15 protein-coding genes are annotated in these 15,511 nt (G+C 68.9%); 11 read left to right on the top strand and 4 right to left on the bottom strand.

What is annotated here, in order from left to right:
- The first annotated feature begins 41 nt into the window (after positions 1-41).
- From OG787_RS19840 to OG787_RS19820, 5 genes are all read left to right on the top strand, one after another.
- Positions 42-857, top strand: coding sequence for a phosphatase (locus OG787_RS19840; protein ID WP_405535904.1), 816 nt, complete (start codon positions 42-44; stop codon positions 855-857).
- 131 nt (positions 858-988) lie between these two features.
- Positions 989-1,201 carry a helix-turn-helix domain-containing protein gene (locus tag OG787_RS19835; protein WP_004984898.1) on the top strand — a complete coding sequence of 71 codons (213 nt, stop codon included), beginning with the start codon at positions 989-991 and terminating at the stop codon, positions 1,199-1,201.
- Between the two features lie 163 nt (positions 1,202-1,364).
- On the top strand, positions 1,365-1,463 hold the full coding sequence (locus tag OG787_RS19830) for a 30S ribosomal protein bS22 (protein WP_003948845.1): 99 nt from the start codon (positions 1,365-1,367) through the stop codon (positions 1,461-1,463).
- Between the two features lie 142 nt (positions 1,464-1,605).
- Positions 1,606-2,694: an NAD-dependent epimerase/dehydratase family protein gene (locus OG787_RS19825; RefSeq protein WP_369037114.1), complete on the top strand. Its 1,089-nt coding sequence runs from the start codon at positions 1,606-1,608 to the stop codon at positions 2,692-2,694.
- 56 nt (positions 2,695-2,750) lie between these two features.
- Positions 2,751-3,851: a lysophospholipid acyltransferase family protein gene (locus OG787_RS19820; RefSeq protein ID WP_369037115.1), complete on the top strand. Its 1,101-nt coding sequence runs from the start codon at positions 2,751-2,753 to the stop codon at positions 3,849-3,851.
- Positions 3,852-4,081: 230 nt separating this feature from the next.
- Here the strand turns inward: OG787_RS19820 and OG787_RS19815 are convergent, their stop codons facing one another.
- From OG787_RS19815 to OG787_RS19805, 3 genes are all read right to left on the bottom strand, one after another.
- Positions 4,082-5,392 carry a DUF5667 domain-containing protein gene (locus tag OG787_RS19815; RefSeq protein ID WP_369037116.1) on the bottom strand — a complete coding sequence of 437 codons (1,311 nt, stop codon included), beginning with the start codon at positions 5,390-5,392 and terminating at the stop codon, positions 4,082-4,084.
- A 333-nt stretch (positions 5,393-5,725) separates the two neighbouring features.
- The gene (locus tag OG787_RS19810; protein ID WP_369037117.1) at positions 5,726-6,502 is read right to left on the bottom strand and encodes an ECF subfamily RNA polymerase sigma factor, BldN family; all 777 of its coding nucleotides are present in this window, start codon (positions 6,500-6,502) and stop codon (positions 5,726-5,728) included.
- A 603-nt stretch (positions 6,503-7,105) separates the two neighbouring features.
- The gene (locus tag OG787_RS19805; RefSeq protein WP_369037118.1) at positions 7,106-8,050 is read right to left on the bottom strand and encodes an HAD family hydrolase; all 945 of its coding nucleotides are present in this window, start codon (positions 8,048-8,050) and stop codon (positions 7,106-7,108) included.
- A gap of 102 nt (positions 8,051-8,152) precedes the next feature.
- On the opposite strand from OG787_RS19805, the gene OG787_RS19800 reads away from it, so the two are divergent.
- The 6 genes from OG787_RS19800 to hemB all read left to right on the top strand — a co-directional run bounded on the left by OG787_RS19800 (position 8,153) and on the right by hemB (position 15,302).
- Positions 8,153-8,440 carry a glutaredoxin family protein gene (locus OG787_RS19800; RefSeq protein ID WP_405535903.1) on the top strand — a complete coding sequence of 96 codons (288 nt, stop codon included), beginning with the start codon at positions 8,153-8,155 and terminating at the stop codon, positions 8,438-8,440.
- Positions 8,441-8,786: 346 nt separating this feature from the next.
- Entirely contained in the window at positions 8,787-9,608 is an 822-nt protein-coding gene (locus tag OG787_RS19795) for a redox-sensing transcriptional repressor Rex (protein ID WP_369037120.1), read from the top strand.
- On the top strand, positions 9,605-11,368 hold the full coding sequence (locus OG787_RS19790; protein WP_405535902.1) for a glutamyl-tRNA reductase: 1,764 nt from the start codon (positions 9,605-9,607) through the stop codon (positions 11,366-11,368). Before OG787_RS19795 ends, OG787_RS19790 begins: the two co-directional genes overlap by 4 nt.
- The gene (hemC, locus tag OG787_RS19785; protein ID WP_369037122.1) at positions 11,365-12,345 is read left to right on the top strand and encodes a hydroxymethylbilane synthase; all 981 of its coding nucleotides are present in this window, start codon (positions 11,365-11,367) and stop codon (positions 12,343-12,345) included. The genes OG787_RS19790 and hemC overlap by 4 nt, the downstream gene beginning before the upstream one ends.
- Positions 12,342-14,051 carry a uroporphyrinogen-III synthase gene (locus tag OG787_RS19780; RefSeq protein WP_369037123.1) on the top strand — a complete coding sequence of 570 codons (1,710 nt, stop codon included), beginning with the start codon at positions 12,342-12,344 and terminating at the stop codon, positions 14,049-14,051. The genes hemC and OG787_RS19780 overlap by 4 nt, the downstream gene beginning before the upstream one ends.
- Positions 14,052-14,312: 261 nt before the next feature.
- A complete protein-coding gene (gene hemB, locus OG787_RS19775) occupies positions 14,313-15,302 on the top strand; it encodes a porphobilinogen synthase (protein ID WP_369037124.1) in 990 nt (329 codons plus the stop codon).
- Here the strand turns inward: hemB and OG787_RS19770 are convergent.
- Positions 15,269-15,421 carry a hypothetical protein gene (locus OG787_RS19770; protein ID WP_369037125.1) on the bottom strand — a complete coding sequence of 51 codons (153 nt, stop codon included), beginning with the start codon at positions 15,419-15,421 and terminating at the stop codon, positions 15,269-15,271. The two genes, hemB and OG787_RS19770, sit on opposite strands and share 34 nt — an antisense overlap.
- Positions 15,422-15,511 lie beyond the last annotated feature (90 nt).

Below are 15,511 nucleotides of genomic sequence, written 5' to 3'. Positions count from 1 at the left end.
TTTCGGGGTGAGGGTGAGGGGGGTCCGGCAGCATCGCTCGTGTGTTGAGTGTGGGGGCCCTGCGGGCCCATCTGTTGGCTGCTCGGATTGCTGGGCCCGTGGCCACCTCTCGGGAGGAGAGTCTGCGGAGTTATCGGCTTTTTGCCGCTCGGGATCCTCGGGTGCTGATCGGGCTTGATCCTGAATGGAATTGGCGGCAACTGGATCTGATCCGGTTGATGGCCGACAAGTGTGGGGTCTCGGCCGATCCGCAGTGCACTTCCGGGTGTGATGTGATCGATCCGGAGCGCACGCTCGTAGCCCTTGATGCCTTCGCCGAGCGGGTCTCCGTGGTCGCTCGGAGTAAGGCTCCGGTACTCCTGGGTACCGGTCATCCGCATCGACTGCTCGGTTTCTACGCCGCTCTCGCGGACGCCCTGTCGGCGGCGGGGTGTGCCGTTCTCACCCCCGCGCAGGGTAGCTCTGTCGACATAACGACCCGGTTCGGTCTACGCACGTACAACCTTGACTACGTACGAGGAGTCGCGCTCGTCCGCGAACCGGGCCTCCTGGCCGCCGGGCGTGAGCCGGGCGCACACACGCACTCCCCCCTCCCGGTTCGGACCGTTCTGGGTGCTGTTGCCGACGCCGGCGGGGTGCTGCCGGAGCTCGTGATCGGGGACCACGGGTGGGTCTGCGGTGCAGGTCAGCTGGGGTTCGAGGCCATTGGGCTGGCCGATACGGACGACCCCGCGCTCTTCGTGGGGGAGGCGGAGGGATCCGTGTCCGTCGTCGTTCCACTTGATGACGCTGTGCGGTCTGATTACTACCGGCCGATTACCCGCTACGTACTCAATCGAGCGTGTCTGTCACAGTAGGCCGCCGATGGGTGCACCTCTTCCCCACTCGCATCACCCGCCCCTACATTGGGGAGTGAGCACGCAGCGACGAAGAGTCACCGGAAGGGGAAGCCGGTGGCCGGGTCGAGTGCGGAAGGTTCAGGTGTGTCATGGCTGCAGCTGGCGAGAGGCCTCTGAACGAGGTTCAGTTCCTTACCGTGGCGGAAGTCGCCTCGGTGATGCGAGTGTCGAAGATGACCGTGTACCGGTTGGTGCACAGCGGTCATCTGCCCGCGATTCGGGTGGGGCGGTCCTTCCGCGTCCCCGAGCAAGCGGTTCACGAGTACCTCCGCGAGAGCTATGTGGGGGTGGAGACAGCCTGACGGCGGTCGAGGGGGGCGTGGATGGGGCCCTCGGGTCCCTCCCTGAACTCCTCGGTTGTCCTCGATTACGACCTCAGCGCTCGGACGGGTAGGCTGGCCCCTTGTAGGTCGTATGGGCCCATGGCGCCCAACGCCGAGTGATGAGAAGTGAGCGAGGGTAGTCGTGGGCTCTGTTATCAAGAAGCGGCGCAAGCGGATGGCTAAGAAGAAGCACCGCAAGCTGCTGAAGCGCACGCGTGTTCAGCGTCGCAACAAGAAGTAGAAGTAGTAGCAATAAGCAGTTCTGCTGTGGCCCCCCACCGGTATCGGTGGGGGGCCACAGTGACTTCATGCATCGGGCGGTCATCACAGCGCAACAACAACCCGCTAGGTTGGGCTCCACACACCGAAGGAAGGCGCTGATCTTGGGCAAGGTCGTGCTTGTGACCGGAGTGGCCCGTCAGCTGGGGGGCCGGTTCGTACGACGGATCCAGCGTGACCCGCAGGTCGACCGGGTCATCGCCGTTGACGCGGTTCCGCCCGAGCACCACCTGGGCGGCGCCGACTTCATCCAGGCCGACATCCGGCAGCCCACCATCGCGCGTGTGCTCGCCGAGACGAACGCCGACACCGTCGTGCACATGGACGTCACGGGTATCGCGCTGGGCAGTGGCAGCCGGGCCACGGTCAAGGAGACCAACGTCATCGGCACCATGCAGCTGCTGGGCGCCTGCCAGAAGTCGCCGACCGTCAAGCGGCTGGTCGTGAAGTCCAGTACGAACGTGTACGGGTCCGCTCCTCGTGACCCGGCCGTCTTCACCGAGACCACCCCGCCCAAGTCGTTGCCCAGCGGTGGCTTCGCCAAGGACGCGGTGGAGGTCGAGGGGTATGTGCGCGGGTTCGCGCGGCGGCGGCCCGACGTCGCCGTGTGTGTGCTGCGGTTCGCCAACATCCTGGGGCCGACCGCGGACTCGCCGCTCGCCCAGTACTTCGGGCTGCCGGTCCTGCCGACCGTGTTCGGCTACGACCCCCGGCTCCAGTTCGTGCACGAGGACGACGTGATCGAGGTCCTGCGCATCGCCTCGCACGACCCGGCGCGCGGAACGCTCAACAGCGGCACGTTCAACATCGCCGGCGACGGGGTGCTGTTGCTGTCGCAGTGTTCGCGGCGGCTCGGCCGACCCACCGTGCCGTTGCTGCTGCCCGCCGTCACCTGGGCCGGCTCGCTGGTGCGTACGCTGGGCATCACGGACTTCTCGCCCGAGCAGATCCGGCTGCTCACGCACGGCAGGGTCGTGGCGACGAACCAGATGCGCGAGACGCTGGGCTACCGGCCGAAGTTCACGACCGCCGAGACGTTCACGGACTTCGCGCGTGTCCGCGGTCCCGGTCTGCTGCCGCCGGAGGCCCTCGCGGGGGCCGTCGACCGGATCGCGGCACTGCCCTTCGTACCGTTCCCGGGCAGTGCCGGCACCCCGGTCACGACAGCCGTGACACCCACGACAGCGACCTGACGGAGACGGCCTGAGGGTCAACCGACGCAGAGCGCCAACCGAGGAGCGCATCAACGATGGCGGATGCCAAGGTCATTCCGTTCGACGACGACAGGTCCCGCGCGGGCACCTCCCCGCGGCCGTCGCGCCGCCGGGGCTCTGGGAGCAGCCGGCGCAAGGGCGAATCGGCGGTGGTACGTGAGGTCCAGCCCCTGCCGGGACTGGCGCGCCCGCAGGATGATGTTCGTGTGACACGAGAGCAACAGCCGTCCCAGCCGCCCCAGGAACAGCCCGGGCAGCAGCCGTCCCCGTCGACGTCCCCGCACGGCGGTGTCGTCGGTGGTCTGGAGCGGCGGGTCGCGGGCGGGCTGTCCTTCCTGCGGCGCCGGCTCACCGGGGACTACGAGGTCGACGACTTCGGCTACGACGCCGAACTCACCGACCAGGTCCTGATGTCGCTGGTGCGCCCGCTGTACGAGAAGTACTTCCGGGTCGAGGTCAAGGGCATCGAGAACATCCCGACCGACGGCGGCGCCCTGATCGTCGCCAACCACTCGGGGACGCTGCCGCTGGACGGCGTGATGATGCAGGTCGCCGTGCACGACAACCACCCGGCGGGCCGGCATCTGCGGCTCCTCGCGGCGGACCTGGTCTTCATGCTGCCGGTGGTCAACGAGCTGGCCCGCAAGGCCGGTCACACCCTGGCCTGCGCCGAGGACGCCGAACGGCTCCTGGAGCGCGGCGAACTCGTGGGTGTGATGCCGGAGGGCTTCAAGGGCATCGGCAAGCCGTTCAGCGAGCGGTACAAGCTCCAGCGCTTCGGGCGTGGCGGCTTCGTGTCGACGGCACTGCGGCAGGGTGCGCCGATCATTCCGTGCTCGATCGTCGGGGCGGAGGAGATCTACCCGATGATCGGCAACGCCAAGACGCTGGCCCGGGTGCTCGGTTTCCCGTACTTCCCGATCACTCCGACGTTCCCGTGGCTGGGCCCGCTGGGTGCGCTCCCGCTCCCCACGAAGTGGACGATCCAGTTCGGCGAGCCGATCCGCACGGACGGCTATCCGCCGGAGGCGGCCGAGGACCCGATGCTGATGTTCAACCTGACGGACCAGGTCAGAGAACAGATCCAGCACACGCTGTACAAGCTGCTGGTGCAGCGGCGGTCGGTGTTCTTCTGAACTGGCTCGCGGCGACGGGGACTGGCCCGTGATGGCGGTCCGGCCGCGTGAGGCCGACGGACGGAGTCCGGCGCAGCCGTGCGAAGCCTGCGAAGCAGTGCGAGGGCGGCCGACAGGAGGGGCCAAGCTGCTGGTGCAGCGGCGGTCGGTCTTCTTCTGACGGTTCCTGTACGTCGTTGGGGGCGCCCTTCCTGCGAAGGGCGCCCCCAACTGTCGTACCGCCTACTGCTCTAGCTGACGTCCTCGCTGTCGATGCCCAGGCCGGGCAGGAGGCCCGGGAGGAGCGGGGGAAGCGTGACGTCCGGTTCCGTGGTGGACGGGGTCGTCGTCGACGGGGATGCCGTGCCGTTGTCCTGCGGCGGGTCGAGGAGGCCGCCGGTGTTGCCGCCGAGCAGGCCGTCGTCGACGGAGTCGGAGGTGGACGGCTTGGGGTTGCCGCCGCTGGACTCGCGCCCCTCGGCGGAGTCGCCGCCGGTGTCGCTGGGTGCGGCCGACCGGTCGGTGCCGGACGAACTCGTGCCCGACTCCGGTCCGGTGCCCTGCCGTTGGCCTCCGCCCGCACCGCCGCCGCCCGGACCGCTCTTGGCGGGGGGTTTCGGGAGCAGGGACTGGAGGGGGGCGACCTCTTGGTCTATGGCGTCGAAGACCGACGAGACCTCCTGGCTCACGTCCCCGAGCTGGACCGGGAGGCGGTCGCGCAGGGCGCCCCAGGCTTCGCGGTGGGAGCGGGAGAAGGCGTCCAGGGCCTGGATGGGGCCCAGGGAGTCGGGGTCGCGCTGATACGCCTCGTGCAGCAGGCGGTGCCCCTCCGAGGCGTCGTGCCGCATACCGGACAGGGCGCGGCGGATCTCGCCGAGCGACTCGTGGTCGAGCTGTCCGGCGCGGTCGCGCTCCATGAGCCTGCGGGCTTCGCTGAGCCTGGTCGAGGCCTGGTCGAGGTAGACCTGGCCTCGCTCGCTGTCGCTGTCGGCCAGGTAGTTGAGCTTGATGTCCTCGATGCCGCGCTTCAGGCCGTACAGCGAGTCACCGGGCAGGGCGTCGGAACTGGCAGCGGCGACGCCGCCGAAGGCTCCCGCGGCCACGCCCACGCTGAGTCCGCCCGCGGCGAGACCCTTCGTCAGCCGTGAACGCGGTCGCAACTTCCCCAGCCCGCTCGCCCGGTGCGCGCCCCTGGCCCGGGAGCGCTGTTCGGGGACCAAAGGGTCCGCCGCTTCGCCTCCCGGCACCGTGCCGTCCCGCAGCATGGCCTCCATCGCGGCCACCAACTGGGCCCGGTGGACAACCTTGACCGCGGGGTCGAGCACCGGTTTCGGCAGCTCGCCGAGACCGGTCGCGAGGGCCACCAGTCGGTTCGGTTCGGTGCGTTCCGCCCTGTGGTCCGCCCGGGGGTCCGTCCGTTCCTCGGCTGCCGGGGACGGCTCCGGGTCAGGGTCCGGTGCCGGTCCGTCGGGCTGCTCTGCCGCCGAGTCCCGGTCGGACAGCTCCTCCAGGGCCTGGGCGAAGGCGTTCGCCCGCCGGTGCGCCGAAACGTTCGCGATCACTGGCGGCACCTCCTCTCGTCATGACGGTCGACTCCCCAGGGGGTCCTGAGGGTTGCACGCCCCTGACCGCATCCACACGATCGAGTGATCGGAGACGGCCAGGGAGTGACCACAGGGAGCCTGTATCCCGCACAACGAGTGGCGCGGCACTTGGGTTACGGACGGCGGATGATCCGACCGCGAACTCAACGGACTTTCACGGAAGGTGAGTTGGCGGTCGCTGAGGGTGCGGTCGATGGGCGTGCGAAAGCCCGGTGGGGCGCGTGGGGTGCCGGGTCGCTTCTTCCGGCTCGGGTGCGGTGCGGGCGTACGCGGGGTGCTTCGTACGGCCCTTCAGCGCGCGTCTTCCGGGAGGAGCCGGGCGAGGGTGCGGACGGCGCGGTACTGGAGGGTCTTGATCGCACCCTCGTTCTTGCCCATGACGCGGGCGGTCTCGGCGACGGACAGCCCCTGGAGGAAGCGCAGCGTCACGCACTCCTGCTGCTGGGGGTTGAGTCGTCGTACGGCGTCGAGGAGAGCGGCGTTCGAGAGGGACTCCAGGACGGAGTCCTCCGGTGAGCGTTCGACCTCGTTGGCGTCCAGCATCTCGCCGGTGGTCACTTCGAGCCGGAAGCGGCTGGACTTGAAGTGGTCGGCGACGAGGTTGCGGGCGATGGTGACGAGCCAGGCACCGAAGTCGCGGCCCTGCCAGGTGAACGTGCCGATGCGGCGCAGGGCGCGCAGGAACGTCTCGCTCGTCAGGTCCTCGGCGGTGGCCTTTCCGCCCACCCGGTAGTAGATGTACCGGTACACAGTGTCGCTGTACTGGTCGTAGAGGCGGCCGAAGGCGTCGGCCTCGCCGGCCTGGGCGCGTTCGACAAGGTCCATCATGCGGGCGCTGTCGCTGTCGGCGGCGGGGCGTCGCGCGGTGGCGGCGCCGGCGCCGGCCGCGCGGCCTCGTCTGCCGACCGCGGCGGTGCCGTCGGCCAGGGCGTAGCACGGGCCGAGTGGTGCGGCGGTGGCGAATGCGGGTGCGGCGTACGCGGTGGGGACGAAGCCGCGCAACAGGTCTAGGACCGTTGCGCGCAGCGTAGCCAGGCCCGAGGCGTCAACCCCGACGTGTGGGTACACGGGACTCCCAGAGGCAGAGCTTCCATCACGTGCAGTGCGGGACCGTTCACCCGTCGTAGCGACGGAGGGGTACCGGTTTGCGTCTGAGGAGAATAACGCTTCGTGCAGGCCCTGCTACACCCGGTTGCTCAAATCATCGATTACGTCGCTTCTGTTACCTATTGACGCCCGTTCAAGTGGCGCAGTGTGAGCGGTTGTTGATCGGATTCGGCCGAGTTGAGGTGTGCTTGGGGCGTGTTGTGGGTGCGGTCGGGGGTGGTGGGGGTGTGGGCGGGGGTACGTGGGTACGACGGCCCGAATACCTGTTTTCGCCCCCGCCGCCCTTACCCGTCCCATCCCTGGGGGCTGCGCCCCCAGACCCCCCTTTCGGCCTGAACGGCCTCGTCCTCAAACGCCGGACGGGCTGGAGGGTGGTGGCGTGGCGGTCGTCGGGTGGGTGGGTCGCGCTGAACGCGCTCGTCCTCAAACGCCGGACAGGCTGACTGACTCAGCCTGTCCGGCGTTTGAGGACTAGGCCCGTTCAGGGCCGGAGCGGGGGTTCGGGGGCGCAGCCCCTGAGGATGGGTATGGGTAGGGGCGGCGGGGGCGAAAATCCCGGGGTGGTTAGCGGCGGCGGCGGTGCAGGGCGATGGCCGCTGCTGTGCCGCCCGCTACTGCGCCCACCCCGGCCGCTGCCGGGATTCCTACCTTTGCTGCCTTGCGGCCCGTGCGGTAGTCCCGTAGACGCCAGTCCAGTTGGCGGGCGTGTTTGCGGAGTTTGGCGTCCGGGTTGATCGCGTAGGGGTGGCCCACCAGGGACAGCATCGGGATGTCGTTGTGGGAGTCGCTGTACGCCGCGCAGCGGGAGAGGGTCAGGCCCTCGGCGGAGGCGAGGGCTCTTACCGCTTCCGCCTTCGCCGGGCCGTGCAGCGGTTCTCCTACCAGCTTGCCCGTGTACACGCCGTCCACCGACTCCGCCACCGTGCCCAACGCGCCCGTCAGGCCCAGGCGGCGGGCGATCACCGTGGCGATCTCGACCGGGGCTGCCGTTACCAGCCAGACCTTCTGGCCCGCGTCCAAGTGGGCCTGGGCGAGGGCTCGAGTGCCTGGCCAGATGCGTTCGGCCATGTACTCGTCGTAGATCTCCTCGCCGATCGACATCAGTTCGGCCACGCGGTGGCCTTTGACGATCGACAACGCCGAGTCGCGCGCGTCCTGCATGTGCTCCGGGTCTTCTACGCCCGCCAGCCTGAACCACGCCTGCTGCCAGGCGAATCGGTACAGGTCTCGGGTCTCGAAGAATTTGCGCTTGTACAGGCCCCGGCCGAAGTGGAAGATCGCGGCGCCCTGCATGACCGTGTTGTCGAGGTCGAAGAAGGCGGCGGCCCTGTCGTCACCGAGGACCGGGAACGCCGGTTCCTCCTCGGTGCCCGGCGGGGCCGGGGCAGGGGTGAGTTCCTCCAGCTCCTGGGAGGATTTGCGCGCTGCCTCCGCCGAGGCCTCGCCTGCCAACACGCTCCGCGCGGTGGCGGAGCGCCTACGGGGAGTGAGCCATCCGAGAGCGGCCATGGCGTGAGCATAGCCAGTCTGTTCGGTGCTTCCGGAGTCGAGAGGTTTGGAGGCTGTGAACTCTCCGCGACCGCACCGTTAAACAAGCGGGACAATGGGTTCATGAGTCCCCTCTTTCGGCGCAGTGGGTCCCCCGCTTCCCCTGAGTCCCAGCAGCCTCGGCTCGTCACTCTCATCCGGAAGCCCGGTTGTCATTTGTGTGATGACGCACAGGGAGTTGTCGAGAAGGTGTGTGCCGATCTTGGGGTGGCATGGGAGCAGAAGGACATCGCTCAGGACGAGGAACTCCACCGTCAGTACTGGGAACAGATCCCCGTGGTGCTCATCGACGGGGCCCAGCACACGTTCTGGCGCGTCAACGAAGAACGTCTTCGCAAAGCCCTCACATAGATTCCCGGTCGATTACCGAGTGGTCGAGTTCTGACCAAGTACTGACTGAGCAGTCCAGGTGGTCCGGAAAGTCGCTTAGGATCGAGGGCGGTTCAGATCTCGGGGGCGGGATTCATGAGGAGTGTGTGCGGTTTTGCCCCCGAACGGTGCCTGTGACGGCGAGGGACGACGGTGCTTGTGCGCCGGTTCCATACGCGTGCGACGGGGGTGCGTGACCCCGGTCACGTTGGCCGGGCAAATCGGACACCATCTTTGTGCACGCGTTCACAAAGACATAGCCTGCATTCGACGGGGCGGTCTAGGTACGTGTGACCGCCTACAGCCCCGCGCTACCCGCAGGAGTACCGTGGCAACTGGCCGAACTCACCGACCGGCGACCCGCAGCCGAGGGATTCCCGAGGCCACCGTCGCCAGGCTTCCGCTGTATCTGCGTGCCCTGACCGGGCTGTCGGAGCGCTCGGTACCCACGGTCTCCTCCGAGGAACTGGCCGCCGCCGCGGGCGTGAACTCCGCGAAGCTGCGCAAGGACTTCTCCTACCTCGGCTCCTATGGGACGCGTGGTGTGGGGTACGACGTCGAGTATCTCGTCTATCAGATCTCGCGTGAGCTGGGGCTGACCCAGGACTGGCCGGTAGTGATCGTCGGTATCGGTAATCTCGGCGCCGCCCTCGCGAACTACGGCGGCTTCGCCTCCCGTGGATTCCGGGTGGCCGCGCTGATCGACGCCGATCCCGCGATGGCGGGAAAGCCCGTCGCGGGTATTCCGGTGCAGCACTCGGATGATCTGGAAAGGATCATCGCGGACAACGGCGTGTCCATTGGCGTAATCGCCACCCCGGCCGGTGCCGCTCAGCCCGTGTGCGATCGGCTCGTCGCCGCCGGGGTCACGTCCATTCTGAACTTCGCGCCCACCGTGCTGACCGTTCCGGACGGTGTCGACGTCCGCAAGGTCGATCTCTCCATCGAGTTGCAGATCCTGGCTTTCCACGAGCAGCGCAAGGCCGGCGAGGAAGCCGATGCCCTCGCCGCCGCCGCTGCCGCTGATTCCGGTCCGGCGGTCGTCGTGGCCAAGGGACAGGCCGGCAGTGACGGCGACAGCGGTGGCAGTGGCGGAAGTCGTCGTGGCAAAGGGACTGACGGGGACGTTCCCGCCGTGATGCCGGCATGAGTCTTCTCGTCGTCGGGCTGAGTCACCGCAGCGCTCCTGTGAGCGTTCTGGAGCGGGCCGCGCTGTCCCAGGACGCGCAGATCAAGTTGCTTCAGGACACCGTCGCCGCCGAGCCGGCCGCCGAGGCCGCGGTGCTCGCCACCTGCAACCGCATCGAGCTGTACGCGGACGTGGACAAGTTCCACGCGGGTGTCGCCGAGCTGTCCACGCTGCTCGCCCAGCACAGTGGGGTGGGACTCGATGAACTCACTCCCTACCTGTACGTGCACTACGAGGACCGGGCCGTCCACCATCTGTTCTCCGTCGCCTGTGGGCTCGACTCCATGGTCGTCGGCGAGGGGCAGGTCATCGGGCAGATCAAGGACTCGCTCGCCCTCGCACAGGAGCTGCACTCCGCCGGGCGCCTGCTGAACGACCTGTTCCAGCAGGGGCTGCGCGTCGGCAAGCGCGCCCACTCCGAGACCGGGATCGACCGCGCCGGACAGTCCCTGGTCACCTTCGGGCTCCAGCAGCTGGCCGGTGGACGGGGTGCCGGGGTCTCGGTGGAGTCCTGGGCCGTGGGCAAGAAGGCCCTGGTCATCGGGGCCGGGTCGATGTCCTCGCTGGCCGCCGCCACGCTCGCGCGGCTCGGGGTCGCCGAGATCGTCGTCGCCAACCGAACCTCAGAGCGTGCCGAGCGGCTCGCCGAGATCATCAACGAGAACAGCGGCGAGTACGGGAATGTGTCCGCCCGCGCGGTTCCGATGGAGTCGGTGCCGTTCGAGCTGACACGTGCCGATATAGCCGTTTCCTGTACCGGCGCGACAGGGGTCGTCCTCGGCGCCGAGACCATCGCGGCCGCCGTCGAGGGCCGGGCGCCGGCGGACGACGAGGCCGCACTGTCCCCTCGTACGACCATGACGAGTGACGTACGGACGGCGCTGCCGCCCACCAGCATCGGCACCGACGACGGGTGTCCGCTCGATCTGTCCGCCGCGCAGGCCGGGCAGGCCGTGCAGGAGTCGGCCGGGTTCTCCGTGATGGGCGAGGCCGCCGTCGCCGGGATGGACGCGGCGACGCTGGAGCAGCACGCGGCCTGGGTGGACAACGGGACCGTCGACCGGCGGGACGCCGCTCGCCGTACGCCCGACGACGACCGTGAGCTGATCGCCGCGCTCGCGCGCACCGCGGCCGCCGTCGGGCGGATTCCCGAGCGGCGGCGGCCCGAGGTGGTTGTCGGTCCTCCGCGGCCCGCTCCTGTGCTTTCCCTCCTCGACCTCGCCATGCCCCGGGACATCGACGCGGCCGTGCACCGGCTGGCCGGGGTGCGCCTGGTGGACATCGAGTCGCTGGCCGAGGCCTCCGCGGACGCTCCGATGGCGGCCGACGTGGACCAGGTCCGGCGGATCGTCGCCGACGAGGTCGCGGCCTTCGGCGCCGCCCAGCGGGCCGCGCACATCACGCCCACCGTCGTCGCGCTGCGCGCCATGGCCGCCGATGTCGTCGCCGGTGAGATCGCCCGCCTCGACGGGCGGCTGCCCGGGCTCGACGAGAAGCACCGGGCCGAGATCACCCAGACCGTGAAGCGTGTGGTCGACAAACTGCTGCACGCGCCGACCGTACGGGTCAAGCAGCTCGCCGCCGAGCCCGGCGGCGCCGGGTACGCGGACGCGCTGCGGACCCTGTTCGACCTCGACCAGGAGACGGTCGCCTCCGTGTCCCGGGCGGAACGGACCGACCAAGATGCTGAGAAGAACGCCGAGAACCGAGGGCGAGCATGAGTGAGCCAGTACAAGGGGCGCTGAGACTGGGGACCAGGCGAAGTCAACTCGCCCTGGCCCAGTCCGGGCAGGTCGCGGACGCCGTGCACCGGCTGACCGGACGCCCCGTCGAGCTCGTCGAGATCACGACGTACGGCGACGTGTCCCGCGAGGACCTCGCCCAGATCGGCGGCACGGGTGTCTTCGTGACCGCCCTGCGGGACGCGCTGCTGCGGGGTGAGGTCGACTTCGCGGTGCACTCGCTGAAGGACCTGCCGACCGCGCAGCCCGACGACCTGGTGCTGGCCGCCGTACCGGAGCGCGAGGATCCGCGTGACGTACTGGTGGCGCGCGACGACCTCAAGTTCACCGACCTGCCGCGCGGCGCGCGGATCGGGACGGGCTCGACCCGGCGCACGGCCCAGCTGAACGCGTACGCGCGTGCCCATGGGCTGAGCGTCGACGTCGTACCGGTCCGGGGGAACGTCGACACCCGGATCGGGTTCGTGAGAAGTGGTGAGCTGGATGCCGTCGTCCTGGCCGCGGCCGGGCTCAACCGCATCGGGCGCGCCGACGAAGTGACCGACTTCCTGTCGGTCGACATGGTTCTGCCTGCCCCTGGCCAAGGGGCCCTGGCGATCGAGTGCAGAGCGGGGAACACCTCCCACGACTCCGACCTGATCGCGGCACTCGGCGAGCTCGACGACCCGTACACTCGGGCCGCCGTGACCGCCGAACGGTCACTGCTCGCCGCCCTGGAGGCCGGTTGCAGCGCCCCTGTGGGCGCGCTGGCCGACCTGCTGGCCGACGGGCAGATTGTCAAGGAGATGCGCCTGCGTGGCGTCGTCGGCACGACCGACGGCTCGACGCTGGTGCAGCTGTCCACCACCGGTCCCGTGCCCGAGACGTACGACCAAGCAATGGCGCTCGGCCGTGAACTCGCAGCCGAGATGCTTGCCAAGGGCGCGGCCGGTCTGATGGGGGAGCGAGCACAGTGAGCCCCACCACCCTTCCCGCCGGTCCGGACCACGGGCACGTCACCTTTCTTGGTGCCGGACCCGGGGATCCGGGACTGCTGACCCTGCGCGCCGTCGAGGCGCTGGCGAACGCGGACGTACTGGTCGCCGAGCACGAGGTGCTCGACGTCGTACGCGCGCACACCAGACAAGGCGTCGCCGTACTCAACACCGAATTGGACACGCCTATTGGCAGCACGTATCCAGGCACAGGCACGCCTCAACTAGCGGTAGTTGACGGCGCGTCGACGACCGCTGGTGTACCCGCTGTGCGGGATGCCGCACATCTTGTCATGGAGGCCGCGCGGGGTGGCAGGCGGGTCGTGCGTGCGGTGTCCGGGGATCCCGGGCTCGACGCGTACGCCGCCGAGGAGATGCTCGCGTGTGCCCGCGCGGGGGTTCCGTTCGAGGTGGTCCCGGGGGTCGCGGCCGCCGTGGGCGTGCCCGCGTACGCGGGTGTTCCGCTGCGGGACGCGCAGGGCGCGGACGTCCGGTTCGTGGACGCCCGGACCGCTTCCGACCGGTGCTGGACCGAGGTCGGGGCTTCGGACGGGACGGTTGTCGTCTCGACCACTCTGGATTCGGTGGCTTCGGCGGCCGGTGAGCTGGTCGCGGCCGGGCGTAAGCCTGATACGCCGTTGACTGTGACGATCGCCGGTACGACGACTCGGCAGCGGACCTGGTCCGCGACGCTCGGGACCATCGCCCAGACGTTCAAGCAGGGCAAGGTGCTGCCGTCCCCGGACGGGGGCCGGCCGGTGATAGCCGTGGTCGGCGAGCGGTCCGCCGCTGCTCAGCGTGAGCAGTTGTCGTGGTTCGAGAACAAGCCGCTGTTCGGGTGGCGGGTTCTGGTGCCGCGTACGAAGGAGCAGTCGGCGACGCTCTCCGACCAGTTGCGGTCGTACGGCGCTGTGCCGCACGAGGTGCCGACGATCGCTGTCGAGCCGCCTCGGACGCCTCAGCAGATGGAGCGGGCCGTCAAGGGGCTCGTTACCGGGCGGTACGAGTGGATCGCTTTCACTTCGGTGAACGCGGTCAAGGCTGTTCGGGAGAAGTTCGAGGAGTACGGGCTTGATGCTCGTGCTTTTGCCGGGATCAAGGTTGCTGCGGTGGGGGAACAGACCGCCAAGGCGTTGGTTGCCTTTGGTGTGAAGCCTGATCTGGTGCCCAGCGGGGAGCAGTCCGCTGCTGGGTTGCTTGATGACTGGCCTCCGTACGATCCGGTTTTCGATCCGATCGACCGTGTATTTCTGCCTCGGGCCGATATCGCCACCGAGACGTTGGTGGCGGGGCTGATCGAGCTGGGGTGGGAGGTCGATGACGTCACCGCCTATCGGACGGTGCGGGCTTCGCCGCCGCCGCAGGAGACTCGGGAGGCGATCAAGGGGGGTGGCTTCGATGCCGTTCTCTTTACTTCGTCCTCGACTGTGCGGAACCTGGTCGGTATCGCCGGCAAGCCTCATAACGTGACGGTGATCGCGTGTATTGGGCCGGCTACGGCGAAGACCGCTGAGGAGCATGGGCTGCGGGTCGATGTCATGGCTCCGGAGCCGTCCGTGCACAAGTTGGCTGAGGCGTTGGCCGACTTCGGGTTGCGGCGGCGGGCTGCTGCGGTTGATGCGGGGGATCCTGTTACTCGGCCGAGTGAGCGGCGGCCGGGGGCGCGTCGGCGTCGTACTACGCAGTGAGCTGAGCCGAGCTGAGCTGAGTTGGTTGGGGTGGGGCGGTGGGGGCGGTAGTTTTTCGCCCCCGCCGCCCCTACCCGTTCCCATCCCTGGGGGCTGCGCCCCCAGACCCCCGCTGTCGGCCCTGAACGGGCCTTGTCCTCAAACGCCGGACGGGCTGGGTAGTCAGCCCGTCCGGCGTTTGAGGGGGCGCAGCCCCCAGGGGATGACAGGCCGACGTCGCGTCGGCAAAGGGGTGTGTGGGGCGGGCGTAGCGTGGAGGGTATGTCGAAGTACGGATCCTTTCCCGGTACGCGGCCCCGGCGGCTGCGTACCTCGCCCGTCATGCGCCGCATGGTCGCCGAGACCCGACTGCACCCCGCCGACTTCATCCTCCCCGCCTTCGTGCGGGAGGGTGTCAGTGAGCCTGTGCCGATCTCCGCCATGCCCGGTGTCGTCCAGCACACCCGGGACAGTTTGAAGAAGGCTGCTCTCGACGCCGTCGAGGCCGGGGTTTCCGGGATCATGCTCTTCGGGGTGCCCGAGGAGGCGAAGAAGGACGCCCTCGGGACTCCCGGTACCGATCCGGACGGGATTCTCCAGGTCGCCATCCGTGATGTGCGCGCCGAGGTCGGCGATGAGCTGCTTGTCATGTCCGATCTCTGTCTCGACGAGACCACCGATCACGGGCACTGCGGGGTGCTGGACGCAGAGGGGCGCGTCGACAACGACGCCACCCTGGAGCGGTACGCCGAGATGGCCCAGGTGCAGGCCGATGCCGGTGCTCATGTCGTGGGCCCCAGCGGGATGATGGACGGGCAGATCGGGGTCGTACGCGATGCCCTTGATCAGATCGGGCGGGAGGACGTCGCCATCCTCGCCTACACCGCCAAGTACTCCTCCGCCTTCTACGGGCCCTTCCGGGAAGCCGTCGGTTCCTCGCTGAAGGGGGACCGGAAGACGTACCAGCAGGACCCCGCCAACGTCCGGGAGTCGCTGCGGGAGCTGGCGCTCGACCTGGAGGAGGGGGCCGACATGGTGATGGTCAAGCCGGCGGGCCCCTACCTCGACATCCTCGCCCGGGTCGCCGACGCCGTGGACGTGCCCGTCGCCGCCTATCAGATCTCCGGTGAGTACTCGATGATCGAGGCCGCCGCCGAGAAGGGCTGGGTCGACCGCGAGCGGGCCATCCTGGAGACCCTCACCGGCATCAAGCGGGCCGGCGCGCAGAACATCCTCACCTACTGGGCCGTCGAAGCCGCTCGCATGCTGTGAACCGTCGACGGTCCCTCGTCCCGTACGCCCTGGCCGTCCTCGCACGCCGTGAGTGTGGCGAGCGCGAGTACGACCGCGATGACGGCGAACAGGCGCGTACGGGAGGTGCGTACGGACATGGGGGTGCCCTTTCCGAGGGGTGGGGTGACCGATACGGAGCCGTTCGGTTGGCAACAGCTTGTGCCGTGATCCGTCCCAGCACCACGTCT

Origin of the sequence: Streptomyces sp. NBC_00075, from assembly GCF_045041225.1 — a bacterium.
GTDB lineage: Bacteria > Actinomycetota > Actinomycetes > Streptomycetales > Streptomycetaceae > Streptomyces > Streptomyces adonidis.
Note: the sequence above shows the minus strand (reverse complement) of the source record. Positions and strands in the feature narration are given on the sequence as shown.